Source organism: Isoptericola nanjingensis (assembly GCF_050311635.1).
GTDB classification, from domain to species: domain Bacteria; phylum Actinomycetota; class Actinomycetes; order Actinomycetales; family Cellulomonadaceae; genus Isoptericola; species Isoptericola nanjingensis.
Window position 1 is genome coordinate 510,735 of record NZ_JBNOZL010000002.1, and the last position, 20,788, is coordinate 531,522.

The 20,788-nt window shown below is 74.1% G+C and carries 15 protein-coding genes and 1 pseudogene; 8 read left to right on the forward strand and 8 right to left on the reverse strand.

Going from position 1 to position 20,788, the window contains the following annotated elements; translation table 11 throughout:
• Window positions 1-17: 17 nt before the first annotated feature.
• Together ACQP6G_RS05190 and ACQP6G_RS05195 are read right to left on the reverse strand one after the other, a co-directional pair.
• Window positions 18-2,357, reverse strand: coding sequence for an MSCRAMM family protein (locus ACQP6G_RS05190; protein WP_429763142.1), 2,340 nt, complete (start codon window positions 2,355-2,357; stop codon window positions 18-20).
• Window positions 2,358-2,426: 69 nt separating this feature from the next.
• Window positions 2,427-5,117, reverse strand: a complete 2,691-nt coding sequence (locus ACQP6G_RS05195) for a flippase-like domain-containing protein (RefSeq protein WP_429763143.1) — start codon at window positions 5,115-5,117, stop codon at window positions 2,427-2,429.
• Between the two features lie 205 nt (window positions 5,118-5,322).
• Between ACQP6G_RS05195 and ACQP6G_RS05200 the strand changes: the two genes are divergently transcribed.
• The 4 genes from ACQP6G_RS05200 to ACQP6G_RS05215 are packed head-to-tail and all read left to right on the forward strand — an operon-like array spanning window position 5,323 to window position 10,849.
• Entirely contained in the window at window positions 5,323-6,963 is a 1,641-nt protein-coding gene (locus tag ACQP6G_RS05200) for an ABC transporter substrate-binding protein (protein WP_429763144.1), read from the forward strand.
• Between the two features lie 21 nt (window positions 6,964-6,984).
• Window positions 6,985-8,028: an ABC transporter permease gene (locus tag ACQP6G_RS05205; RefSeq protein ID WP_429763145.1), complete on the forward strand. Its 1,044-nt coding sequence runs from the start codon at window positions 6,985-6,987 to the stop codon at window positions 8,026-8,028.
• Window positions 8,028-9,119, forward strand: a complete 1,092-nt coding sequence (locus tag ACQP6G_RS05210; protein WP_429763146.1) for an ABC transporter permease — start codon at window positions 8,028-8,030, stop codon at window positions 9,117-9,119. The genes ACQP6G_RS05205 and ACQP6G_RS05210 overlap by 1 nt, the downstream gene beginning before the upstream one ends.
• Window positions 9,116-10,849, forward strand: coding sequence for a dipeptide ABC transporter ATP-binding protein (locus tag ACQP6G_RS05215; RefSeq protein WP_429763148.1), 1,734 nt, complete (start codon window positions 9,116-9,118; stop codon window positions 10,847-10,849). The genes ACQP6G_RS05210 and ACQP6G_RS05215 overlap by 4 nt, the downstream gene beginning before the upstream one ends.
• Before the next feature lie 27 nt (window positions 10,850-10,876).
• Here the strand turns inward: ACQP6G_RS05215 and ACQP6G_RS05220 are convergent, their stop codons facing one another.
• Window positions 10,877-11,671, reverse strand: coding sequence for a CPBP family intramembrane glutamic endopeptidase (locus tag ACQP6G_RS05220; RefSeq protein ID WP_429763222.1), 795 nt, complete (start codon window positions 11,669-11,671; stop codon window positions 10,877-10,879).
• A gap of 134 nt (window positions 11,672-11,805) precedes the next feature.
• Window positions 11,806-12,027 (reverse strand): annotated as a pseudogene (locus ACQP6G_RS05225) (SPFH domain-containing protein); the annotation flags it as partial.
• Window positions 12,028-12,121: 94 nt separating this feature from the next.
• On the opposite strand from ACQP6G_RS05225, the gene ACQP6G_RS05230 reads away from it, so the two are divergent.
• From ACQP6G_RS05230 to ACQP6G_RS05245, 4 genes are read left to right on the forward strand one after another with little or no spacing between them, the layout of a single operon-like run.
• Window positions 12,122-12,799 (forward strand): hypothetical protein, encoded by a 678-nt coding sequence (locus tag ACQP6G_RS05230; RefSeq protein ID WP_429763149.1) that lies wholly within the window; start codon window positions 12,122-12,124, stop codon window positions 12,797-12,799.
• The gene (locus ACQP6G_RS05235) at window positions 12,792-13,094 is read left to right on the forward strand and encodes a transcriptional regulator (protein WP_429763150.1); all 303 of its coding nucleotides are present in this window, start codon (window positions 12,792-12,794) and stop codon (window positions 13,092-13,094) included. The genes ACQP6G_RS05230 and ACQP6G_RS05235 overlap by 8 nt, the downstream gene beginning before the upstream one ends.
• A complete protein-coding gene (locus tag ACQP6G_RS05240; RefSeq protein ID WP_429763151.1) occupies window positions 13,091-14,062 on the forward strand; it encodes an ABC transporter ATP-binding protein in 972 nt (323 codons plus the stop codon). Before ACQP6G_RS05235 ends, ACQP6G_RS05240 begins: the two co-directional genes overlap by 4 nt.
• Complete coding sequence (locus ACQP6G_RS05245; protein ID WP_429763152.1) at window positions 14,059-14,850, forward strand: ABC transporter permease; 792 nt, start codon at window positions 14,059-14,061, stop codon at window positions 14,848-14,850. The genes ACQP6G_RS05240 and ACQP6G_RS05245 overlap by 4 nt, the downstream gene beginning before the upstream one ends.
• Before the next feature lie 86 nt (window positions 14,851-14,936).
• Here the strand turns inward: ACQP6G_RS05245 and ACQP6G_RS05250 are convergent, their stop codons facing one another.
• The 4 genes from ACQP6G_RS05250 to ACQP6G_RS05265 form a co-directional block, all read right to left on the reverse strand.
• Complete coding sequence (locus ACQP6G_RS05250; protein WP_429763153.1) at window positions 14,937-17,459, reverse strand: heavy metal translocating P-type ATPase; 2,523 nt, start codon at window positions 17,457-17,459, stop codon at window positions 14,937-14,939.
• Window positions 17,460-17,650: 191 nt separating this feature from the next.
• Window positions 17,651-18,031 carry a heavy-metal-associated domain-containing protein gene (locus ACQP6G_RS05255; RefSeq protein ID WP_429763154.1) on the reverse strand — a complete coding sequence of 127 codons (381 nt, stop codon included), beginning with the start codon at window positions 18,029-18,031 and terminating at the stop codon, window positions 17,651-17,653.
• 45 nt (window positions 18,032-18,076) lie between these two features.
• Window positions 18,077-18,421 carry a metal-sensitive transcriptional regulator gene (locus tag ACQP6G_RS05260; RefSeq protein ID WP_429763155.1) on the reverse strand — a complete coding sequence of 115 codons (345 nt, stop codon included), beginning with the start codon at window positions 18,419-18,421 and terminating at the stop codon, window positions 18,077-18,079.
• 46 nt (window positions 18,422-18,467) lie between these two features.
• Entirely contained in the window at window positions 18,468-20,753 is a 2,286-nt protein-coding gene (locus ACQP6G_RS05265) for a glycoside hydrolase family 3 N-terminal domain-containing protein (protein ID WP_429763156.1), read from the reverse strand.
• Window positions 20,754-20,788: the final 35 nt, after the last annotated feature.

Here is a 20,788-nt window from a genome sequence, read left to right on the forward strand (position 1 = left end):
GTCCCCCCGGACCGACGTCAGCTCTCGGCCGCCGCTCCCCGCCGGCGCGACGCCCGCAGCAGCAGCCCGCCCGCGGTGACCAGCAGCAGCGCGCCCAGCGCGGCCCCTGCCACCTCGGCGCCGGTGACGGGCAGGCCCCCGCCGCCCGGCGTGGTCGGCCCGTCGCCCGGGGCCCCCGGGGCGCCCGGCGATGTCGGCGTCGTCGGCGGGGTCGGCGAGGTGGCGCTCGCGGTCGGGTCCGGCGAGGGGCTCGGCGCCGGCGCGACGTCCTCGGCGGCGAGCACGAAGTCGAGGCCGGCCACCTCCGCGCCGTCGACCTCGAACCCCAGCGTCGGGTCGCCCTCGACGACGTAGCCGTCGGGCGGCGTGACGGTGGCCGTGTACGCGCCGTCCGGAAGGTCGGCAGTCCAGGTGCCGTCGTCGGCCGTGGTGACGGTGGCCGCCTCCGCGCCGTCCGCGCCGGTCACCACGACCTCGGCCCCCGGCACGGGGGCGCCGTCGGTGTCGGTCACCGTGCCGCCCACGGGGCGCCCGGGCGGCTCCACGGGCTCGGCGACGACGGCGAAGTCCTCCGCGAGGAAGCTCTCGCCCGCGGCCGTGACCGAGACGGACCGCTCGGTCACGTCGGCCGTGTACCCGTCGGGCACGGTGAGGGTGACGGTCCAGTCGCCGGGGGCGAGCCCGTCGACGAAGTAGCCGCCCGCGCCGTCCGTCGTCAGGGTGACGGGTCCGCCGGGGCCGCCGACCGTGATCGTGGCGCCCGGCACCGGGTCGCCCGCGTCGTCGGTCACCGTGCCGCCGACCGTGCCCGGCCGGGCGAGCGCGAAGTCGACACCCGTCACGTCGTCGGCGCCCACACCGACGTCCCGCGTGGCGGGGCCGTCGACGGTGTACCCGTCCGGCGCCTCCACGGTCACGGGGACGTCACCCGGCAGGACGCCCTCGAACGCGTAGGTGCCGTCCGCGCCGGTGGTCGTGCTGCGGTCGCCGAGCGTCACGACGACGCCCGCCACGGGCTCCCCGCCCGCGGTCACGGTGCCGGACACGGCGGCGGGCCCCTGCACCGTGAAGTCGTTGCCGGTGCTGGCTCCCTCCTGCCCGACGTCGACGACGAGGTTCGGCGGGGTGCCCGTGACGGTGTACCCCTCGGGCAGGTCGCCGAGCGAGACCTCGTACTCCTGCGGTCGGCCGTTCGCCACGTCCCACGCGACGTCGTCCACGAGGTACTCGCCGCGGGAGCTCGTCACGGCCGTGATCGGGTCGCCGCCGCCCACCGGCGTGAGCGTCACGGTGGCGCCGGGCACGGGGTTGCCGTCGTCGTCGAGCACCGTCCCGCTGACGGCGACGGGCCGGATGTCGCGGGCCATGAAGTCGGCGACGCCGTCGGTGTCGGAGAGGTCGACGTCGTCGACGACCGTCGGCCCCACCGCGACGAGCCCGAACGGGTGCGCGTCCGACGGGCCGGGCAGCTCGGTCAGCTCCACCCGGTAGCCGGGGGCGGCGGTGTAGCCCTCGAAGGCGTACGTGCCGTCGGCCGCGGACGTGGTGGTGGCGAGGGTCGTCCCGTCGGGGCCGAACAGCGTGAGGGTCGCGCCCCCGAGCGTGGCGCCGTCGTCCGTGGTGACGCTGCCCGCGACGTCGCGGGCCAACGACGCGAACCACGTCTGGTACACCGGGAACCCGGAGCGCTGGAAGAAGCCGATCGTCAGCCGCGTGACGGGCACGGTGGGCCGGAACCAGCCGGTCGCGCCGTTCGTGTCGGTCGCGGTCGCGTTGCCGCGGAGCTGCTGGGTGGCCGGGTCCCAGGTGGGGACCTCCGTGTCGGTGCACGACGGCGAGCCCGCGCCCTGGCAGTAGTTGAAGGCGCCCTGCCAGCCGAGCTCGTCGGCGGTGAGCTGCTGCCCGTCCGCCCCGACGGCGGAGACGCGCACCCAGTCGGCGTCGATGTCGCCGAGCACGAACGCCCAGCCGCCCGCCGGCGTCGGCCGCTCGAAGGCGTAGACGGTGGTCGACGGCGTCGTCGGGCGGTCGGCCTGCGGGCGCAGGTTGACGTAGGGCTGGTTCCGGCTCGAGCCGAAGACCTCACCGGGCGGCGTCGCGTCGGACAGCCACGACGAAGCTCCCGAGACGACACCGACGGCGCCCCCGCGCGAGTTGGAGGTCATGGTCGCGGCGGGGAAGCCCGCCGCGGGCAGCTGCATCGTCGTCGACCAGTCGCCGGCGGTCCCGGCGAGCGGCTCCCACCCCGCCCAGCCGGCGGTCGTCGCCGCGGTGGCCGCCGTGGGCGCCGCGACAGAGGAGAGCGCGGCGATCGTGAGCGCCGCGAGCGCGCTGAGGGTCCCCCTGGCACGGTTCACGAGGACACGGTATGAGACATGTGTCTTGACCGCGCGGCGTGGTGCGCCGGCTGAGGTCCCTCAGGTCGGTCAGAGGTCGCCGGTCTTCTCGAGGCGCTTCATCGCCACCCAGCCGATCGGCACGCGGGCCCAGTACGTGACGACGCGGTAGAGCATGGTCACGGTGACGGCGAGCGACGCCGGGATGCCGGCGGCGGTGAGCCCGGCGATGAGCGCGCCCTCGACGCCGCCCAGGCCGCCGGGCGTGGGCACCATCGCGCCCACGGAGTTGCCGACCAGGTAGATCACCGCGACGTCGATGAGGTTGAGCGACTGCCCGAACGCGGCGAGGGCGAAGTCGAACGCCAGCACGTACCCGAGCGTCATGATGACGTTGCCGCCGAGGCCCAGCGCGAGGCGGGTGGGCTGGCCCAGCATGGCCGACAGCCGGGGCCAGACCTGCTCGAGCGTCGGGCGCGCCTTCTCCCACGCCCACCGGCGGACGGACGGCACCAGGAGGATCGCGACGACGGCGATCGCGACGCCCGCGATCGCCAGCAGCACGGTCGTGGAGGGCAGGTCGATGAGGCCGCCGGACTGGGTGGACACCGACAGCACCACGAGCAGCAGCACCGTGACGACGAACTGCGACAGCTGCACCAGCGCGACCGTCGCGACCGCCATCGGAGTCGACACGCCGCGGCGGGTGAGCATGCGCAGGTTGAGCGCCGCGGGCCCGATGCCGGCGGGGGCGGCGAGCGCGACGAACGAGCCGGCCATCTGCGTCAGCGTGGCGCGCCACAGCGGCAGCTTCTCCGGCGAGAAGGCGCTGAACGTCAGGGCCGCGCCGAACCAGGTGAGGGCCCCGAGCAGGAACGACGCCGCGACCCACCAGGGATTCGCCTCGGTGATCGCGGAGGCGATCTCCTCGAAGTTCAGGGTCGTGACGATCACCGTGACGGCGACGATGGTCAGCGCGAGCGTGATGACCGTGCGGGCGCCGAAGCGGGTGATGTTCTGCGGCTGCACGTCCGCCTGCGGCAGCCGCTCGACGAGCGCCTCGCGCAGCTCGTCCAGCAGGCCCTTCGTGCGCCGCACCTCCTCGCGCGTCGGGCTGGGCAGCGCGATGGACTGCAGCAGCGGCCCGATGGCGGCGATGTCCTCGTCGGGCAGGGCGCGCACCGCGGAGGCGAGCGCGCGACGCGCCCCGACCTGCAGGGCCAGCAGCGCGAGCATCTGCGTGAGGTCCAGGCGTCGCGACAGGGTGCCCGACGCGATCTCGCCCTGCTCCCAGCCGGTGAGCCACACGTGCGGCGCGCCGGAGAGGTCCCGGTGCACCAGCACGACGTCGGGCGTCAGGGCGTGGTGGGTCAGACCGGCGTCGTGCGCGCGCCGCAGCTGCTCCCACGCCTGGGCGAGCACGGCGTCGCCGCGCGGCCCGTCGAGGTCGTCGGGCTCGAGGTCGCGCAGGGAGACGGCGCCGCGGGCGTGCTCCTGCACCAGCACCACGGAGTCGGCGGCGACGCCGATGCCCTCCAGCCGAGGGGTGCGCACGCCGGCCGCCTGCGCGGCGTACGCGAGCAGGGCGGTGCGCTCGGCCGCGGCGCGCAGCGAGATCGCGGCGCGGCCCTCCAGGCCGCGCAGCCGCAGGGCGCGCCACAGCCGCTGCACCGTGGTCAGCACCTGGCGGTCGCCGTCCAGCACGACGACGTCGCGGCGGGGCTCGCCGTCGCCGGTGAACAGCGCGTACACCCGGTTGTCGCCGGAGCGGGTGAGGGCCACGGCCGCCGCGTCCGCGGTCGTGGGGTCCGGCGGGAGCGTGTGTTCCTCGTCCTCCGGGGCGTCCACGACGTCGCCGTCGGCGTCGTAGGAGGCCACCGGGTCCTCCGGCACGGCGGGAGGCCCGTCGGCGTGCGCCTCGGCGTCGTCGACGACGGCGGAGACGTCGCGCACCCGCACCAGCGCCGTGGGGTGGAACCCGGCCCGCCGCACCGCGCCCACGAGGTCGGCGCCGTAGGCGCGCTCGCTGCGCACGCCGGACACGTACTGCACCGCCTGCCCGGCGAGGCGGCCGAGCAGCAGGGCGACGAGCACGCCCGGCAGCGACACCTGCCCCGTGATGAGCACGATGAACAGGGCCAGGTACAGCACGTTCCACGACCAGCGCACCGTGCGCCGGCGTGTGCGCGGCCCCGCCGTGGTGAGCAGGCCGGCGATCGCCGCCACGTACCCGGGGATGGTGAGCTGCCACGCGCCGTCGGTGAACACCGACAGCCCGCGCACCAGCTCGTCGCTGCCGAAGCGGGAGATGGTCAGGGCCGTGACGACGCCGAGCATGAGCCCGAGCGCGGCCGCGCAGATGGACTCCACCACCTGGCGGCCCAGCCGGCGCCAGCCCAGCTCGATCAGCACGGCCGCGGGCACGAACAGGGTGATGAGGCCCTCGAGGAGCGCGACCGGGATGAACAGGATGCGCGCCAGCAGGGAGCTGAACGTCCGCACGTCCTGGGTGACGCCCTCGGTGGTGGCGTGCGCGACGACCGACAGCACCAGCACCAGGGCCACGCCCAGCGCGCTGACCACCATGCCGAGCATGTCGGACGGGTGCCGCACCCGGGCCTCGGGGGTGTCGACGACGCGCACCAGGTCGGTCGGCGTGCCCTGGTCGGAGGTGTCGCCGCCGAGCAGGGCGCGCAGCGGGCCGGTCGGTGTCGCCGCGTCGCCCGCGGGGCTCCGGTGCGGAGGATCCTGGGCAGGACCCGCGGTGCTCGCTCCGGACATGCCGGAAAGTCTAGGTGTTGCCGGGCCTCACGGCCTGTGACACGAGGTAGAGAGCGGTGGTAGGTTCCCGGACCACGATGCGAACCTGCCCCCGGGTGTGACCCACACCCGTGACGGGAGCGACACACCGGTGTGCTAGAAACCCGCATCGTGACGAGTCCGCGGCCACCCGCCGCGGCCGGCCTGGACGAAGGGGACCACGACCATGAGTGCCATCAGAGGCTCGCGACGGCTGCTCGCCGGCGCCGCAGGAACGGCAGCGCTCGCGCTGGTGCTGACCGCGTGCGGCGGGGGTTCCGGCGACGGCGGGAGCGGCGGCGGAGGCAGCGCCGAGTCGCTGGTCGTCGGCACCACGGACAAGATCACGTCGCTCGACCCGGCCGGGTCGTACGACAACGGGTCGTTCGCGGTGATGAACCAGATCTACCCGTTCCTCCTGAACACCCCGTACGGCAGCCCCGACGTGGAGCCGGACATCGCGGAGTCGGCGGAGTTCACGTCGCCCAAGGAGTACACGGTCAAGCTCAAGCCGGGCCTGAAGTGGGCCAACGGCAACGACCTCACGTCCTCCGACGTCAAGTTCACCTTCGACCGCCAGCTCGCGATCGCGGACGAGAACGGCCCGTCGTCGCTGCTGTACAACCTCGACTCGGTGGAGACGCCGGACGACACGACCGTCGTCTTCAAGCTCAAGAGCGCGGACGACCAGATCTTCCCGCAGATCCTGTCGTCCCCTGTGGGCCCCATCGTGGACGAGGACGTCTTCTCGGCCGACGCCGTGACGCCGGACCAGGAGATCGTCGACGGCAAGGCGTTTGCCGGCCAGTACTCGATCACGAGCTACAAGGCCAACGAGCTCATCAGCTACGAGGCGTACGACGGCTACCAGGGCATCCTCGGCGCGGCCAAGACGCCGAAGGTCGCCGCCAAGTACTTCACGGACGCCTCCAACCTCAAGCTCGAGGTGCAGGACGGCTCGGTGGACGTCGCCCTCCGGTCGCTGTCGCCCACGGACATCGAGGACCTGCGCGGCGACGACGCGGTGAAGGTCGTCGACGGGCCCGGCGGCGAGATCCGCTACATCACGTTCAACTTCAACACCCAGCCCTACGGCGAGAAGCAGCCGGACGCCGACCCGAAGAAGGCGACCGCGGTCCGCCAGGCCGTCGCCGACCTCATCGACCGCGAGGCCCTGGCCGACCAGGTCTACAAGGGCACCTACACCCCGCTGTACTCCTTCGTCCCGGACGGCCTCACCGGCGCCACGGAGCCGCTCAAGGAGATGTACGGCGACGGCCAGGGCGGCGCCGACGCCGACGCGGCGAAGAAGCGCCTCGACGACGCCGGGGTCACCACCCCGGTCGAGCTGAACCTGCAGTACTCGAACGACCACTACGGCCCGTCGTCGGGCGACGAGTACGCGCTCATCAAGGACCAGCTCGAGGCGGACGGCCTGTTCACCGTCAACCTGCAGACCACCGAGTGGGTGCAGTACTCCAAGGACCGCACGTCCGACGTCTACCCGGCCTACCAGCTCGGCTGGTTCCCGGACTACTCGGACGCGGACAACTACCTCACGCCGTTCTTCCTCAAGGAGAACTTCCTGGGCAACCACTACGTGAACCAGGACGTGGAGGACATGATCCTCGAGCAGGCCGTCACGGCCGACGAGGCGAAGCGCACCGAGCTCCTGGGCCAGATCCAGGAGGCCGAGGCCAAGGACCTGTCGACCGTCCCGTACCTGCAGGGTGCGCAGGTCGCGGTCACCGGCGCCGACGTCACGGGCGTCGAGGACACCCTCGACGCGTCGTTCAAGGTCCGCTACGCCGCGCTGGCCAAGGGCTGAGAGACGGACTGAGCACTTCTCGTGTCTGCACGTAGCACGGCAGGGAGCGCACTGGGACGCTACGTCCTGGTGCGCTTCCTGCTCATCATCCCCACCGTGTTCATCCTGGTCACCACCGTCTTCGTGCTCATGCGCGCGACCGGTGACCCCATCACCGCCGCGCTGGGCGGCAAGCTTCCGCCCGACCAACTCGCCGAGCTGATCCATGCGGCCGGCTACGACCGACCCATCGTCGTCCAGTACTGGGAGTACCTCACCGGGATCTTCTCCGGCGACTTCGGCACCACGATCAGCGACAACCGGCCGGTCACCGAGGTGCTCACCACCTACGGGACGGCGACGCTGGAGCTCGCGTCGTACGCGATCCTCGTGGCTCTCGTGCTGGGCGTCCCGTTCGGCATGGTCAGCGGTTACTTCCGCGACCGTCTGCCCGATGCGGTGCTCCGCATCCTCGCGATCCTCGCGTACGCGACGCCGGTGTTCTTCGCCGGCCTCATCCTCAAGCTGGTGTTCTCCGTCTGGCTGGGCTGGTTCCCGGTGGCGGGCCGCGTGTCCACCGACGGGGAGATCGCGATGCAGCTCGCCGGCGCCGACTCCGGGTTCATGCTGATCGACGCGTTCAAGACGGGCGACCCCGCGGTCGTGCTCGACGTGCTGTCGCACGCCGCGCTGCCGGCGATCGCGCTCGGCCTGCTCACGGCCGGCGTGTTCCTGCGCCTCGTGCGCACCAACATGATCGGCACCCTCGGTACCGGCTACGTCGACGCGGCCCGCTCGCGGGGCGTCAAGGAGAGCCGCCTCGTGCGCAAGCACGCGTGGCGCCCGGCGCTCATCCCGATCATCACCGTGGCCGGCATGCAGGTCGCGATGCTGCTCGTGGGCGCCGTGCTCACCGAGACCACGTTCGAGTGGCGCGGCCTCGGCTTCCAGCTGTCGGAGTACCTGCAGGCGCGCGACTTCGTCGCCGTGCAGGGGATCGTCGTGCTGATGGCCGTGGTCGTGGCGGTGACGAACTTCCTCGTGGACGTCCTCGCCGCCCTGATCGACCCGAGGGTGAGGTACTGATGACCAGCGGAGAGATCACGAGCGTCGGCACGGCCGGCGCAGCCCCCGAGCACGTCGCCGGACGCGGTGCCTGGTTCAAGAAGCTGCCGGTGGTGCACCAGGTGCGCCAGAGCGTCGGGCTCCAGCGGGGCATGCTCATCGCGGGCCTCGTCCTGACGACGGTGTTCGTGCTGGTCGCGGTCTTCGCGCCGCTCCTGGCGCCGTACGGCTGGTCGCAGCTGCGCAGCGGGGACGGCGTCGCGTTCGGTGCCCAGCAGCCACCGTCGGCGGAGCACTGGTTCGGCACCACCGTCGGCGGCTACGACGTCCTGTCCCGCGTGGTGTGGGGCGCGCAGACGTCCCTGCTCGTCGTGATCGTCGCGGTCGCGGCGTCGATCGTCGTGGGCGTGCTGCTCGGCCTGGTGTCGGGCTACTTCGGCGGCTGGCTCGACCGGGTGCTCGTGGTGATCGCGGACGCGATCTACGCGTTCCCGTCCCTGCTGCTCGCGATCCTGCTCGCCATCGTCATCTCGGGCGGGCAGTCGAGCATGTGGGGCGGCATCCTCGCCGCCGCGCTGTCGATCACCGTGGTGTTCGTGCCGCAGTACTTCCGGGTGGTGCGCGCCGAGGTGGTGCGGATCAAGGCGGAGGCGTTCGTCGACTCGGCGCGCGTGCTCGGTACCGGGCACTGGCGCATCATGACCCGCCACGTGCTGCGCAACTCCACGCGCACGCTGCCGCTCATCGTCACGCTGAACGCGTCGGAGGCGATCCTCACGCTCGCCGGCCTGGGGTTCCTCGGCTTCGGCATCGAGCCGACGGCGGCAGCCGAGTGGGGTTACGACCTGCAGCGCTCGCTCGCCGACGTCACCTCCGGCATCTGGTGGACCGCGCTGTTCCCGGGTCTCGCCATCGTCCTCGCGGCGATGGGCATGACCCTCATGGGCGAGTCGCTCAACGACCTGGCCGACCCGCGCCTGCGCTCGCGTGCACGCTCCGGCCAGGTGGCGGGGGCGGTCGCGGCGACGTCGGTCGAGGCGGACGCCTCCGACCCGGAGAACCCGGCGTCCGCCGAGCACTCGGAGGAGAACCCGAAGGGAGGCGACGCATGAGCGCCGTCGCATCGAGCGCCGCCGCATCGAACGGCGCGGTCGCGCCGAACGGTGCTGTCGCGTCGATCAGGGACCTCGAGGTCTCGTTCGCCACGGACGCCGGGCCGGTACGGGCCGTCGCCGGCGTGAGCCTCGACGTCCAGCCGGGCGAGGTGCTCGCCGTCGTCGGCGAGTCCGGCTCCGGCAAGACCGTCACGGCCAAGACCATCCTGGGCCTGCTGCCGGAGACGGCGACCACGAGCGGCGCCGTCGTCCTCACGGGGCGCGACGGCGCGGCGACGGACGTCGTCGCGGTCTCGGCGTCGAAGCTGCGCCAGGTGCGCGGCCGCGACGTGGCGATGGTGTTCCAGGAGCCCTCCAGCGTGCTCAACCCCGTGTACACGGTGGGGTGGCAGATCGCCGAGGGCATCCGTGCGCACGGCGACGTGTCGAAGAAGGAGGCGCGGCGACGGGCGATCGAGGTGCTCGGCACGGTCGGGATCCCCGACCCCGAGCACCGCGTCGACCACTACCCGCACCAGTTCTCGGGCGGGCAGAAGCAGCGCATCGTCATCGCGATGGCGCTGGTGCTGGGGCCGAGCCTCATCGTCGCGGACGAGCCGACGACGGCGCTGGACGTCACCGTCCAGGCCGAGATCCTCGACCTGCTGCGCCACCTGCGCGACGAGACCGGCACGGCGATCGTGCTCATCACGCACAACATGGGCGTGGTGGCGGACCTGGCCGACCGGGTCGCCGTGATGTACCAGGGCAAGGTCGTGGAGCAGGCGCCGGTGGGCGACCTGTTCACCGACCCGCAGGCCGACTACACGAAGGCGCTGCTCAAGGCCGTGCCGCGCGTCGGGGAGGGCACCGTCCGCGCCGTCGAGCGCGCCGCCGCCCGCCCGGAGGGGTGGGCGGCGTCCGAGCCGGTGGTGCGGGCCGAGGGCCTGACCATCACGTACCCGGGGCGGTTCCGGCAGCCGGCGTTCACCGCGGTGGACGGCGTGGACCTCGTGATCCGCCCCGGCGAGGTGCTGGGGCTGGTGGGGGAGTCGGGCTCGGGCAAGACGACGATCGCCCGCGCGATCGCCGGCCTCACGCCCGTGAGCGGCGGGTCGCTGCAGGTGCTCGGCACCGAGATGCGCGGCGCCAAGGGACGTGACCTCAAGGCGATGCGCCCGCGGCTGGGGTTCGTGTTCCAGGACCCGGCCACGTCGTTCAACCCGCTGCTGACCATCGCCGAGTGCGTGGCGGAGCCGCTGGTCGTGCACGGGCGGGTGCGCAACCCGGAGGCCGCGCGCGGCCGCGTCGACCAGCTGCTCGAGGCCGTCCAGCTGCCCCGCAGCTACGGCGACCGCTTCCCACACGAGCTGTCGGGCGGGCAGCGGCAGCGCGCGTCGCTGGCGCGCGGCCTGGCGCTCGACCCGGAGCTGCTCATCGCCGACGAGCCGACGTCGGCCCTCGACGTGTCGGTGCAGGCGCGGGTGCTGGAGCTCTTCGCCGAGCTGCAGAAGGAGCTCGGCTTCGCCTGCCTGTTCGTGTCGCACGACCTCGCCGTCGTGGACCTCCTGGCCGACCGCATCGCGGTGCTCTACCGCGGGCACCTGGTCGAGGAGGGTACGGGCGAGCAGGTGCTCGGCGCCCCGCGCGAGGACTACACGAAGCAGCTGCTGGCCTCGCTGCCGGTGCCCGACCCGGACGCGCAGGCCGTGCACCGGGAGGAGCTGCTCGCCCTCCGGCAGCGCTGACCCCGGCGGGACGCGCTCGGTCGCCGATCAGAGGCCGAGCGCGTCCTTCCACCCCTGCGGCAGCAGCGCGTAGCCGACGAAGGCGACGACGTCGAGCAGGGTGTGCGCGACGACGAGCGGCACCACCCGCTGCCGGCCCCACCGGCTGGTGTAGAACCACGAGAACACCAGCCCCATCACGACGTTGCCGAAGAACGGGCCGATGCCCTGGTACAGGTGGTACGAGCCGCGCAGCAGCGAGCTCCACACCACGAACCACAGGCGGGACCACCCGAGGTCGCGGGTGCGCTCGTGCAGGTACGCGACGGCCACGACCTCCTCGAGCAGACCGTTCTGCAGGGCGGCGACGACGAGGACCGGCACCGTCCACCAGTGCTCGTTCAGGGCGCTGGCCTGCACCTGGACCGTGATGCCGAGCAGGCGGCCGAGGGCGTAGAACGCGAGCCCCGGGATGCCGATGGCGGCGGCCAGCGCGAAGCCCCACGCGACGTCGCGGCCGGGGCGCGCGTCCTCCAGGCCCCAGTCGAGGCCGATCCGACGGCGCGTGCCCCGCCACGTGGCGCCCGCCCGCCCGCTGAGCAGGTACAGCGCCAGCGCGACCGGGACCAGCGCGAAGAAGATCCCCAGCAGCTGGTAGGTGAGGTCGAGGAGCGAGCGGTCCGACTGGCTGGCGTTGAGGGTCGCGGACTGCTCCGCGAGCGGGGTCTCGGCCGTCAGCCTCGCGATGATGTTGACCAGGGCGTACACGCCGCTCTGCCCCAGGCTGAGGCCCAGCACGATCCAGATCTCGGCGGTGGTGCGGCGTCGCGCCGCGGGCGTCATCGTCTGCGGGTCGGCCACCGTCCGGTTATAGCACCCGCCCCTGGACGGCGGTCAGGAGGACGGCGGCGTCCTTGAGCGCTGGTCCCCGGGTTCAGGGGCGCGGGCGTCGCAGGTGCAGCGATCCCGCGTGACGACGGGGTGGCGCGGCTCTCGCCGCACAGCACCACCAGCAGGTTGGAGAACGTGGTGGCGCGGCGCTCGTCGTCGAGCGTGACGACGCCCTCGGACTCGAGGCGGTTCAGCGCGTCCGCGACCATCGAGACGGCGCCCTCGACGATCCGCGACCGGGCGGCGATGATCGCGCCCGCCTGCTGGCGCTGCAGCATGGCCCGGGCGATCTCCGGGGCGTAGGCGAGGGGGGGGGGGGGTTGTGCGCGGAGCCGCTCGGTGTCATGATCAACAAACCAGTTTGCAGCGCAAAGTCGTCTGCAGGATCCTCGAGAGGGAGCCATGACCGACCACCCCGACCGCCCTGGCGACGCCACCGACGACGCCGGGCTGGCCGCCGCCGACTCGCTCCGGCTCATCCGCGAGCAGCAGGACCGGGCCCGCGCGGCCCTCGGGCCGGACGGCCGCGCGCTCTACGGCGCGTGGGGCGTCGCATGGCTGGCCGGCTACCTGGTGCTGTGGTTCAGCGCGCAGGGCCGCGAGCAGCCGGAGGCCTGGGCGTACTGGGTCTTCGCCGGCGCCCTCGCCGCGGCCGTCGTGTTCACGATGGTGCACACCATGAGCCGCACGTCCGGCACGCGCGGCGTCTCCGCCCGGACGGGCGCGATGTACGGCTGGGCGTGGATGCTCGGCTTCCTCACCTTCAGCGCGTTCCTCGGCGGGCTCGCCCGCGCGGGCGCGGACGGGGAGCTCATGGGCCTCGCCAGCAACGGCGGCGCGTGCCTCGTCGTCGGGCTGCTGTACCTGGGCGGGGCGGTCGCGTTCGACGACCGCTCCCTGTTCGTCCTGGGCGGGTGGATCCTGCTCGTCGCCGCGGCCGCGACGCTCGCCGGCCTGCCCCTCACCTACCTCGTGATGGCGTTCGCCGGCGGGGGCGGCTTCCTCGTGATGGCCCTCGTCGACCACCTGCGCATCGTGCGCCGACGGCGCCGCGCGGGGGAGGGGGCGGGCCGTGGCTGACGCCCTCGACCCGGTCATCCACGCGCCCGCCCGGCTGCGCGTCGTCGCGACGCTCGCCGCCCTGGACGCCGGCGACGAGCTGAGCTTCCCCAGGCTGCAGAAGCTGCTCGACATGACCGCCGGGAACCTGTCCACCCACCTGCGCAAGCTCGAGGACGCGGGCTACGTCCGCGTCACCAAGACCCACGAGGGCCGCACCCCCGCGACCTATCTCGCGCTCACCCCGCAGGGGCGCCGCGCGTTCGAGGACTACCAAGAGGCCCTGACCGGCCTGCTGAGAGGAGCCGGATCATGACCCGCACCCGCCCCCCGGAGCGTGCCCCCGCCCGGGCCGACACGCCGCCCGTGCCCGCCGCCGCGCCCGACCCCGTGCCCGCAACGGTCCCCGCCGTCGTCGCCGTGCGCGGTGTCACCCGGCGGTTCGGCGACGTCGTCGCGCTCGACGACGTGTCGCTCGACGTCGGGCCCGGCGAGCTCGTGGGCCTGCTCGGGCCCAACGGGGCCGGCAAGTCCACGCTGCTCTCGCTGGTCAGCGGCCAGCGCCGCCCCGACGCGGGCACCGTGCGCCTGCTGGGCGGCGACCCGCGCGACGCCGCCAGCCGCGCCGGCCTCGGCATCACCCCGCAGGAGACGGGGCTGCCCGCCACGCTGCGGGTGCGCGAGGTGGTCGACTTCGTCGGCGGGCACTTCGCCGGCCCCGTGCCCACCGGCGAGCTGCTGGAGCAGTTCGGGCTCGCCGACCTGGCCCGCCGCCAGACGGGCGCCCTGTCCGGCGGGCAGAAGCGGCGGCTCGCCGTCGCGCTGTCGCTGGTGGGGCGGCCGCGCGTCGTCCTGCTCGACGAGCCCACCACCGGGCTCGACGTCGGCGCCCGCCAGGCGCTGTGGGACGCGATCCGCGCCTACCACGCGGACGGCGGCACGGTCCTGCTCACCAGCCACTACCTCGAGGAGGTGCAGGCGCTGGCGCAGCGCGTCGTCGTCATCGACCGCGGCGTGGTGCGGGCGGACGACACGCTCGACGCCATCCTGCGACGCGTGGGCCTGCGGCGGGTGGCGCTGCGCGCGACGGCCGACCTGGCCGCGTGGCCCGGCGTCGTGCGCGCCGAACGACTCGACGACGGCACGCAGGAGCTGTACACGGCGGACGCCGACGAGCTCGTCCGGTCGCTGGTGCGCGGCGAGGTGGACTTCCACGACCTCCGCATCCGGGGCGCGAGCCTCGAGGAGGCGTTCGAGGAGATGGTGACGGAGGCGGCACGATGAGCGCGACGACGACCCCCACCCGGGCGGGGACGGCCCCGGGACCGCTGCGGCTGACCTGGCTGCACCTGCGCTACCAGTTCCTCGAGACGGTGCGGGTGCCCATCGCGGTGCTGGGCAACATGCTGTTCCCCGCGCTGGCGATGTTCTTCTTCGTCGTGCCGCAGCGCGAGGTCGCGCAGAACCCGCTGTGGGCCACGATGTCGGTGGCGAGCCTCGGCCTGTTCGCCGTCTGCTCGGCGAGCCTGTTCACCTACGGGCTGGGCGTGGCCGAGGACCGGCAGCTCCCGTTCGACCCGTTCCTGCGCTCCCTGCCCGCCGGCCCCGGCCCGCGGATGGTCGCGCGGATCGGCAACGGCGCGATCTTCGCGCTGTTCGGGTTGGTCCCGCTGATCCTCATCGGCTGGCTTTTCACGGCGGCGACCGTGACGTTCGGGCAGCTGCTCGCCGGGGTGGGCACCATCCTGCTGGTCTCCGTGCCGTTCGTGCTGCTCGGCATGGCGGTGGGGTACTCGCTGTCCGCCAAGGCCGCGCTGCCGGTCGTGCAGGCGGTGCTGTTCCCCCTGGCGTTCGCGGGCGGCCTGTTCCTGCCGCCGCAGGCGTTCCCGGAGTGGCTGGACGCGATCTCGCAGGCCACCCCGACGCGCGCCGGTCGTGACCTGCTGGTGCAGGCGCTCACCGGCGAGCCCGCCTACGGGCTGGCGTGGGTCGTGCTGCTCGGCTGGACCGTGCTGTTCGCCGTCCTCGCCGCCGGCGCCTACCGCCGCGACGAGGGCCGCCGCTTCCGCTGACCTGCCTGCCCGCCACCGGCTGTGTTGTGGGCGCGATGTCGGGGACCATGCGTCCCCGACATCGCGCCCACACCATCGCGGGAGGGTCAGCCGGCGCGGCGCAGGCGCAGCGAGTTGCCGACGACGATGACGGACGACGCGGCCATGGCCGCCCCGGCGATCATCGGGTTGAGCAGGCCTGCCGCGGCGAGCGGGATCGCCGCCACGTTGTAGGCGAAGGCCCAGAACAGGTTCTGCTTGATCACGCGCAGCGTGCCGCGCGAGAGCCGGACGGCTGCGGGCGCGGAGCGCAGGTCGCCGCGGACGAGCGTGATGTCGCTCGCCTCGATCGCGACGTCGGTGCCCGTGCCCATCGCGAGCCCCAGGTCCGCCGTGGCGAGGGCGGCGGCGTCGTTCACGCCGTCGCCGACCATCGCCACGACCCGGCCCTCGGAGCGCAGCCGCGTCACGACCGCCGCCTTGTCCTGCGGCAGCACGCGGGCGATGACGTCCTCCTCGGCGATGCCGACCTCACGGGCGGCGACGCGGGCCGCGCCCTCGCCGTCGCCGGTGAGCAGGACCGGCCGGAGCCCGAGGTCGCGCAGCTCGCGCACCGCCTCGGCGGAGGTCGCCTTGACCGGGTCGCGCAGCACGACGACGCCGCGGGCGGCGCCGTCCCACGCGACGACGACGGCGCTCGCGCCGGTCGCCTCGGCGTCGGCGAACGCCGCCGCGAGGTCGCCGTCGAACGCGACGCCCTCCCCGGCCAGCCACGACGGCTGCCCGACGAGCACCCGCCGGGCGTTGAGCCCGCCGTCCGCGGCGAGCCCGGCGAGGCCGGAGTGCGCCCGCCGCACGACCGCCTCGACCCCGCCGCCCGGCGTCGCGCGGAAGTCGAACGCCTGCAGCGCGCCGATCCCGACGCCGTCCGCCCCCGTCCCGCCCGACCTGTCAGGGCCAGGACCATCAGAACGTGCTCCTGGTCCTGACAGCTCGCGTGCGGCGGCCGCGACGGCGTGCGCGATCGGGTGCTCGCTCAGGGCCTCGACGGCGCCGGCGTACGCCAGCACCTCGTCCTCCCGTGAGTTGTCACGGCCAGGGCCATCAGAACCTGCTCCTGGCCCTGACAGCTCGGCGACGACGCGCTCCACCTGCATGCGGCCCTCGGTGACGGTGCCGGTCTTGTCGAGCACGACGGTGTCGACGCGGCGGGTGGACTCCAGGATCTCCGGGCCCTTGATGAGGATGCCGAGCTGCGCGCCGCGGCCGGTGCCGACCAGCAGGGCGGTGGGGGTCGCGAGGCCGAGGGCGCAGGGGCACGCGATGATCAGCACCGCGACGGCGGCGGTGAAGGCGAGCTGGACGTCGGCGCCGGCCAGCAGCCAGCCCACCAGGGTGAGCACCGACAGCCCGATGACGATCGGCACGAAGACGGCGGAGATGCGGTCGGCGAGCCTGGCCACGGGGGCCTTGCCGGTCTGCGCCTGGGACACGAGGCGCCCGATCTGCGCGAGCGTCGTCTCCTCGCCCACGCGCGTGGCGCGCACCAGCAGGTGGCCGGACGTGTTGACGGTCGCGCCGGTGACGGCGTCGCCGGGGCCGACGTCGACCGGGACCGGCTCGCCCGTGAGCAGCGACGTGTCGACGGCGCTCGCGCCCTCGACCACCTCGCCGTCGGTGGCGACCTTCTCGCCCGGCCGCACGACGAACACGTCGCCGACGGCGAGGTCCGCGACGGGCACGCGCTCGGTGACGCGCCCGCCGTCGGGACCGGTCAGGGGTGCGCCGTCGGGTGCGAGCCGCACGCGCTCGGCGTCCTTGGCGCCCAGCTCCAGCAGGGAGCGCAGGGCGTCGCCGGCGCGGCGGCGGGAGCGGTGCTCGGCGTAGCGGCCGGCGAGCAGGAAGGTCGTGACGACGGCCGCGACCTCGAAGTACAGCTCGGGCGCGCCGCCCGACTCGGACGGGATCAGCGACGGCCGCATCCGCATGCCGAGCTCGCCCGCCCCGCCGAGCGTGAGCGCCCACAGGGACCACAGCGTCGCGGCGGCCACGCCGAGCGAGACCAGCGTGTCCATCGTGGACGCGCCGTGCCGGGCGGCCCGCGCCGCGGCGGTGTGGAACGGCCACGCGCCCCACGTCACGACCGGCAGCGCGGCGGCGGCGACCACCCACTGCCAGCCCGTGAACTGCAGCGCGGGGATCATCGACAGCACGACCACCGGCACGGTGAGCGCCGCGGACGCGACGAGCCGACGGCGCAGGTCGGCCCCGCGGGCGTCGCCGGGGGCGGACGTGTCGGACGGAGGTCGTACCGGGGTGCGCTGAGCCTCCGACAGGTCGGGGGCGGGCGGGGCGACGTCGCGGCGGCCGGTGATTCGGGCGCCGTAGCCGGCCTTCTCGACGGCCTCGACCAGCGCGGCGTCGTCGACGGGCGCGGTGAGCTCGACGTGAGCGCTCTCGAGCGGCAGGTTCACCGTCGCGGTGACGCCGTCGACGCGGTTGAGCCGCTTCTCGACGCGCGCCACGCACGACGCGCAGGTCATGCCCTCGATGGCGAGGTCGATCTCCAGGATCGGAGGGCCGGCGGCGGGCCCTGCCGGGTCGACCGGCGAGGACGTGGGGGTGCTCATGAGGGTGACTCCCTGAGGTGCTGGGTGGAGGTCACCCGCGACGACCCGGGGCGGCGGGGTCGCGGTGGGGGCGCCGGGTCGGGGGGACGGCGGCGCGGCGCGGAGGGCCTGGGTCGCGGCGGCTCGTGGTGGTCGAGCGGCGCGACGGTTCGGCAGGCGGTCCGCGGGGATGGGCTCCGGGGAGCGGGGACTCAGGCGCGCGGGGGCACGGCCAGGTCGTAGGTCTTCCGCGCCGGGCCGGTCTCGGTGGCGGAGGCCTCGCCGGTGCCGCAGCCGCAGGCGCAGTTGTGCGCCTCCTGGCGGGCGGGCGCCTGCGCGGCCTGCTGGGCGGCGAGCGCGTCCTGCTGGACGGCGACGGACTCGACGTCGTAGCCCGCCTCGTCGACGGCCTCGCGCAGCGCGGCCTCGTCGAGCGGGGCGTCGGAGAAGACGGTGACGTCGGAGGTGCCGCCGGCGTGCAGCTCGACGGAGACGTCCTCGACGCCGGGGACGGCGGAGAGGTCCTTGGTCACGTGCGCGACGCAGTTGCTGCAGGTCATGCCGGTGACGCCCAGGGTGGTGACGGTGCTCATGCGTGCTCCTTCATCGAGGGTGGATCAGCAGGGGTGAGACGTGGGTCAGGACCGGACGAGCCGGCCGATGGCGTCGGCGGCCTCCTTGACCTTCGCGGCGCCCTCGGCCTCGGACGCGCGGGCGGCGTCGACGACGCAGTGGCCCAGGTGGTCCTCGACGAGGCCGATGGAGACCGCCTGCAGCGCCTTGGTCACGGCGGACACCTGGGTGAGGATGTCGATGCAGTAGACGTCCTCGTCGATCATGCGGGCGATGCCGCGCACCTGGCCCTCGATGCGGCGCATGCGCTTGAGGTAGGCCTCCTTGTCGGAGGCGTAGCCGTGCGGGCCGTCGTGCGGGTGGCCGCCGTCGGTCGCAATGTCGGGGAGGGGCGTGCCGGTGTCGGTCATGGGTCCACCATACCCCTAGGGGGTAATGCGTCAACCCTTGAAGCGGTCAGCCGACGCGGAACGGCGTCACCAGCAGGTCGTCACGGCGCGAGCTCGGACCGACGAGCAGCTCGAACTCGCCCGGCTCGACGACGCGGCGGCCGGCGGCGTCGACGATCGTGCAGTCCGTGGCGGGCACCTCGACCTCGACGACGACGCTCTCGCCGGGTGCCAGCGGCACGCGGCGGAAGGTCTTCAGCTCCCGGTCCGCCCAGGTCACGGACGTGACCTTGTCGCTCACGTACACCTGCACGGTCTCGACCGCCGGGCGGGCCCCGGTGTTGGCGACGGTGACGCGGCCCCGCACCACGCCGTCGGCCGCGACGTCGGCGGCGTCCAGCTCCAGCCCGGAGTACTCGACCGTCGTGTACGACCGGCCCTCGCCGAACACGTACGGCGGGCGCTGCGTGAGGTCGGCGTACCGCGTGCCGTGCTGGCCGCGCACCTGGTGGTAGAAGACCGGCTGCTGCCCGGCGTGCAGGGCGTAGGAGATCGGCAGGCGGCCGGTCGGCTCGACCAGCCCGAGCAGCAGCTCCGCGACGGCCCGGCCGCCGCGCATGCCGGGGTTGGCGGCGTGCACGAGGGCGGCGGCGCGGCCCACGGCCTCGGGCAGCACGAGCGGCTTGGAGGCGACGAGCACGACGACCACGGGAGTGCCCGTCGCGACCAGCCGCTCCAGCAGCTCGGCCTGCCCGCCCTGGAGCTCCAGCGTGGCGGTCGACCTGCCCTCGCCCGCCAGCGCGACCTCGTCGCCCAGCACGGCGACGACGACGTCCGCCGTGAGGGCCGCGTCCTCCGCCTCGGCCAGCAGGGCCGGGTCGGACGGCGCGGGCAGGGCCGCCGGCGGGCGCGGCTGCCCGTCGGGGAAGTGCGTGCCGTCGGGGTCGGGTCCCAGCTCGACGATGTCGGCGCCGCGGGCGTACGTCACCTCCCACGACGGCGGCGCGACGGCGCGCAGCCCGTCCAGCACCGTCTCGGTCAGCTCGCGCGGGTGGCCGTCGCGGATCCAGCTCACCTGGCCCGACGCGCCGGCCCAGTCGCCGAGCTGGGCGTGCGGGTCGTCGGCGTTCGGTCCGACGACGGCGACGCGCAGCGGCGCGGCACCGGTCGGGGCGACCGCGCGCCCGTCGTCGTCCGCCACGAGGCCGCCCGCGAGCGGCAGGGTGCCGTCGTTCTCCAGCAGCACCAGCGAGCCGCGCGCGACGTCGAGGGCGAGGTCGCGGTGCTCCGCCGAGCCGACGACGGCCTCGATGCGCTCGCCGACCGGCGCCCGCGGGTCCTCGAACAGCCCGAGGTCCACCTTGAGGCGCAGGATGCGCCGCACCGCGTCGTCGAGCCGCGTCTCGTCGATGCGCCCGTCGGCGAGGGCCTCCTGCGCGCCCTCGAAGAACGTCGGCGTCGCCATGATGACGTCGTTGCCGGCGCCGACGGCGGCGGCCGACGCGGCCGCGTGGTCGGGGCTGACGAACTGCTCCCACACCATGCGGCCCACGTTGTCCCAGTCGGTGACGAGGGTGCCGTCGAAGCCCCACTCGTCCTTGAGGACGCCCTGCAGCAGCCAGCGGCTGGTCGTGATGGGGACGCCGTCGATGGCCTGGTAGCCGATCATCACGGTGCGCACGCCCTCGCGGACCACGCGCTCGAACGGCGGCAGGAACCAGGAGCGGAGCTTGCGCGGCGTGAGGTCGGCCTCGGTGGCGTCGCGGCCGCCCTGGGTCTCGGAGTAGCCGGCGAAGTGCTTGGCCGTCGCGAGCACCGCCGTCGGGTCGGTGAGCCCCTCGCCCTGGTAGCCGCGCACCATCGCGGCGCCGAGCTCGCCGATGAGGTACGGGTCCTCGCCGAACGTCTCGTTCACGCGGCCCCAGCGCAGGTCGCGCGTCGCGCAGAGCACGGGGGAGAAGGTCCAGTGCAGGCCGGTCGCGGCGGCCTCGACCGCCGTCGCGCGGGCCGCCCGCTCCACGAGGTCGAGGTCCCACGTCGCCGCCATCCCCAGCTGGCTGGGGAAGACGGTCGCGCCGGGGAAGAAGCCGTGCCCGTGGATCGCGTCGTCGGCCACCAGCAGCGGGATCCCCAGGCGCGTGCCGCGGGCCAGCTCGATCGCCTCGACGACGCGCGAGGGCGACGCGTGCAGGATCGACCCCGCCAGCCGCTCGACGACGATCTCGTCGAGGTCGTCCATCGCGTTGAGCTGCAGCATCTGCCCGACCTTCTCGGGCAGCGTCATGCGGCTCAGCAGGTCCTCCACCCGTGCGGCGGGGGACAGGGACGGGTCGCGGTACGGCAGGTCGGTCATGGCTCCTGAGCCTTCCGTCGGTCGAGGATCGCTGA

Bases quoted from the DNA above. Each gene is read 5' to 3' on its own strand.
- ACQP6G_RS05215 (WP_429763148.1), top strand. From the start codon at position 9,116: ATGAGCGCCGTCGCATCGAGCGCCGCCGCATCGAACGGCGCGGTCGCG.
- ACQP6G_RS05250 (WP_429763153.1), bottom strand. From the start codon at position 17,459: ATGAGCACCCCCACGTCCTCGCCGGTCGACCCGGCAGGGCCCGCCGCC.
- ACQP6G_RS05230 (WP_429763149.1), top strand. From the start codon at position 12,122: ATGACCGACCACCCCGACCGCCCTGGCGACGCCACCGACGACGCCGGG.
- ACQP6G_RS05200 (WP_429763144.1), top strand. From the start codon at position 5,323: ATGAGTGCCATCAGAGGCTCGCGACGGCTGCTCGCCGGCGCCGCAGGA.
- ACQP6G_RS05265 (WP_429763156.1), bottom strand. From the start codon at position 20,753: ATGACCGACCTGCCGTACCGCGACCCGTCCCTGTCCCCCGCCGCACGG.
- ACQP6G_RS05260 (WP_429763155.1), bottom strand. From the start codon at position 18,421: ATGACCGACACCGGCACGCCCCTCCCCGACATTGCGACCGACGGCGGC.
- ACQP6G_RS05240 (WP_429763151.1), top strand. From the start codon at position 13,091: ATGACCCGCACCCGCCCCCCGGAGCGTGCCCCCGCCCGGGCCGACACG.
- ACQP6G_RS05255 (WP_429763154.1), bottom strand. From the start codon at position 18,031: ATGAGCACCGTCACCACCCTGGGCGTCACCGGCATGACCTGCAGCAAC.
- ACQP6G_RS05195 (WP_429763143.1), bottom strand. From the start codon at position 5,117: ATGTCCGGAGCGAGCACCGCGGGTCCTGCCCAGGATCCTCCGCACCGG.
- ACQP6G_RS05220 (WP_429763222.1), bottom strand. From the start codon at position 11,671: ATGACGCCCGCGGCGCGACGCCGCACCACCGCCGAGATCTGGATCGTG.
- ACQP6G_RS05210 (WP_429763146.1), top strand. From the start codon at position 8,028: ATGACCAGCGGAGAGATCACGAGCGTCGGCACGGCCGGCGCAGCCCCC.
- ACQP6G_RS05245 (WP_429763152.1), top strand. From the start codon at position 14,059: ATGAGCGCGACGACGACCCCCACCCGGGCGGGGACGGCCCCGGGACCG.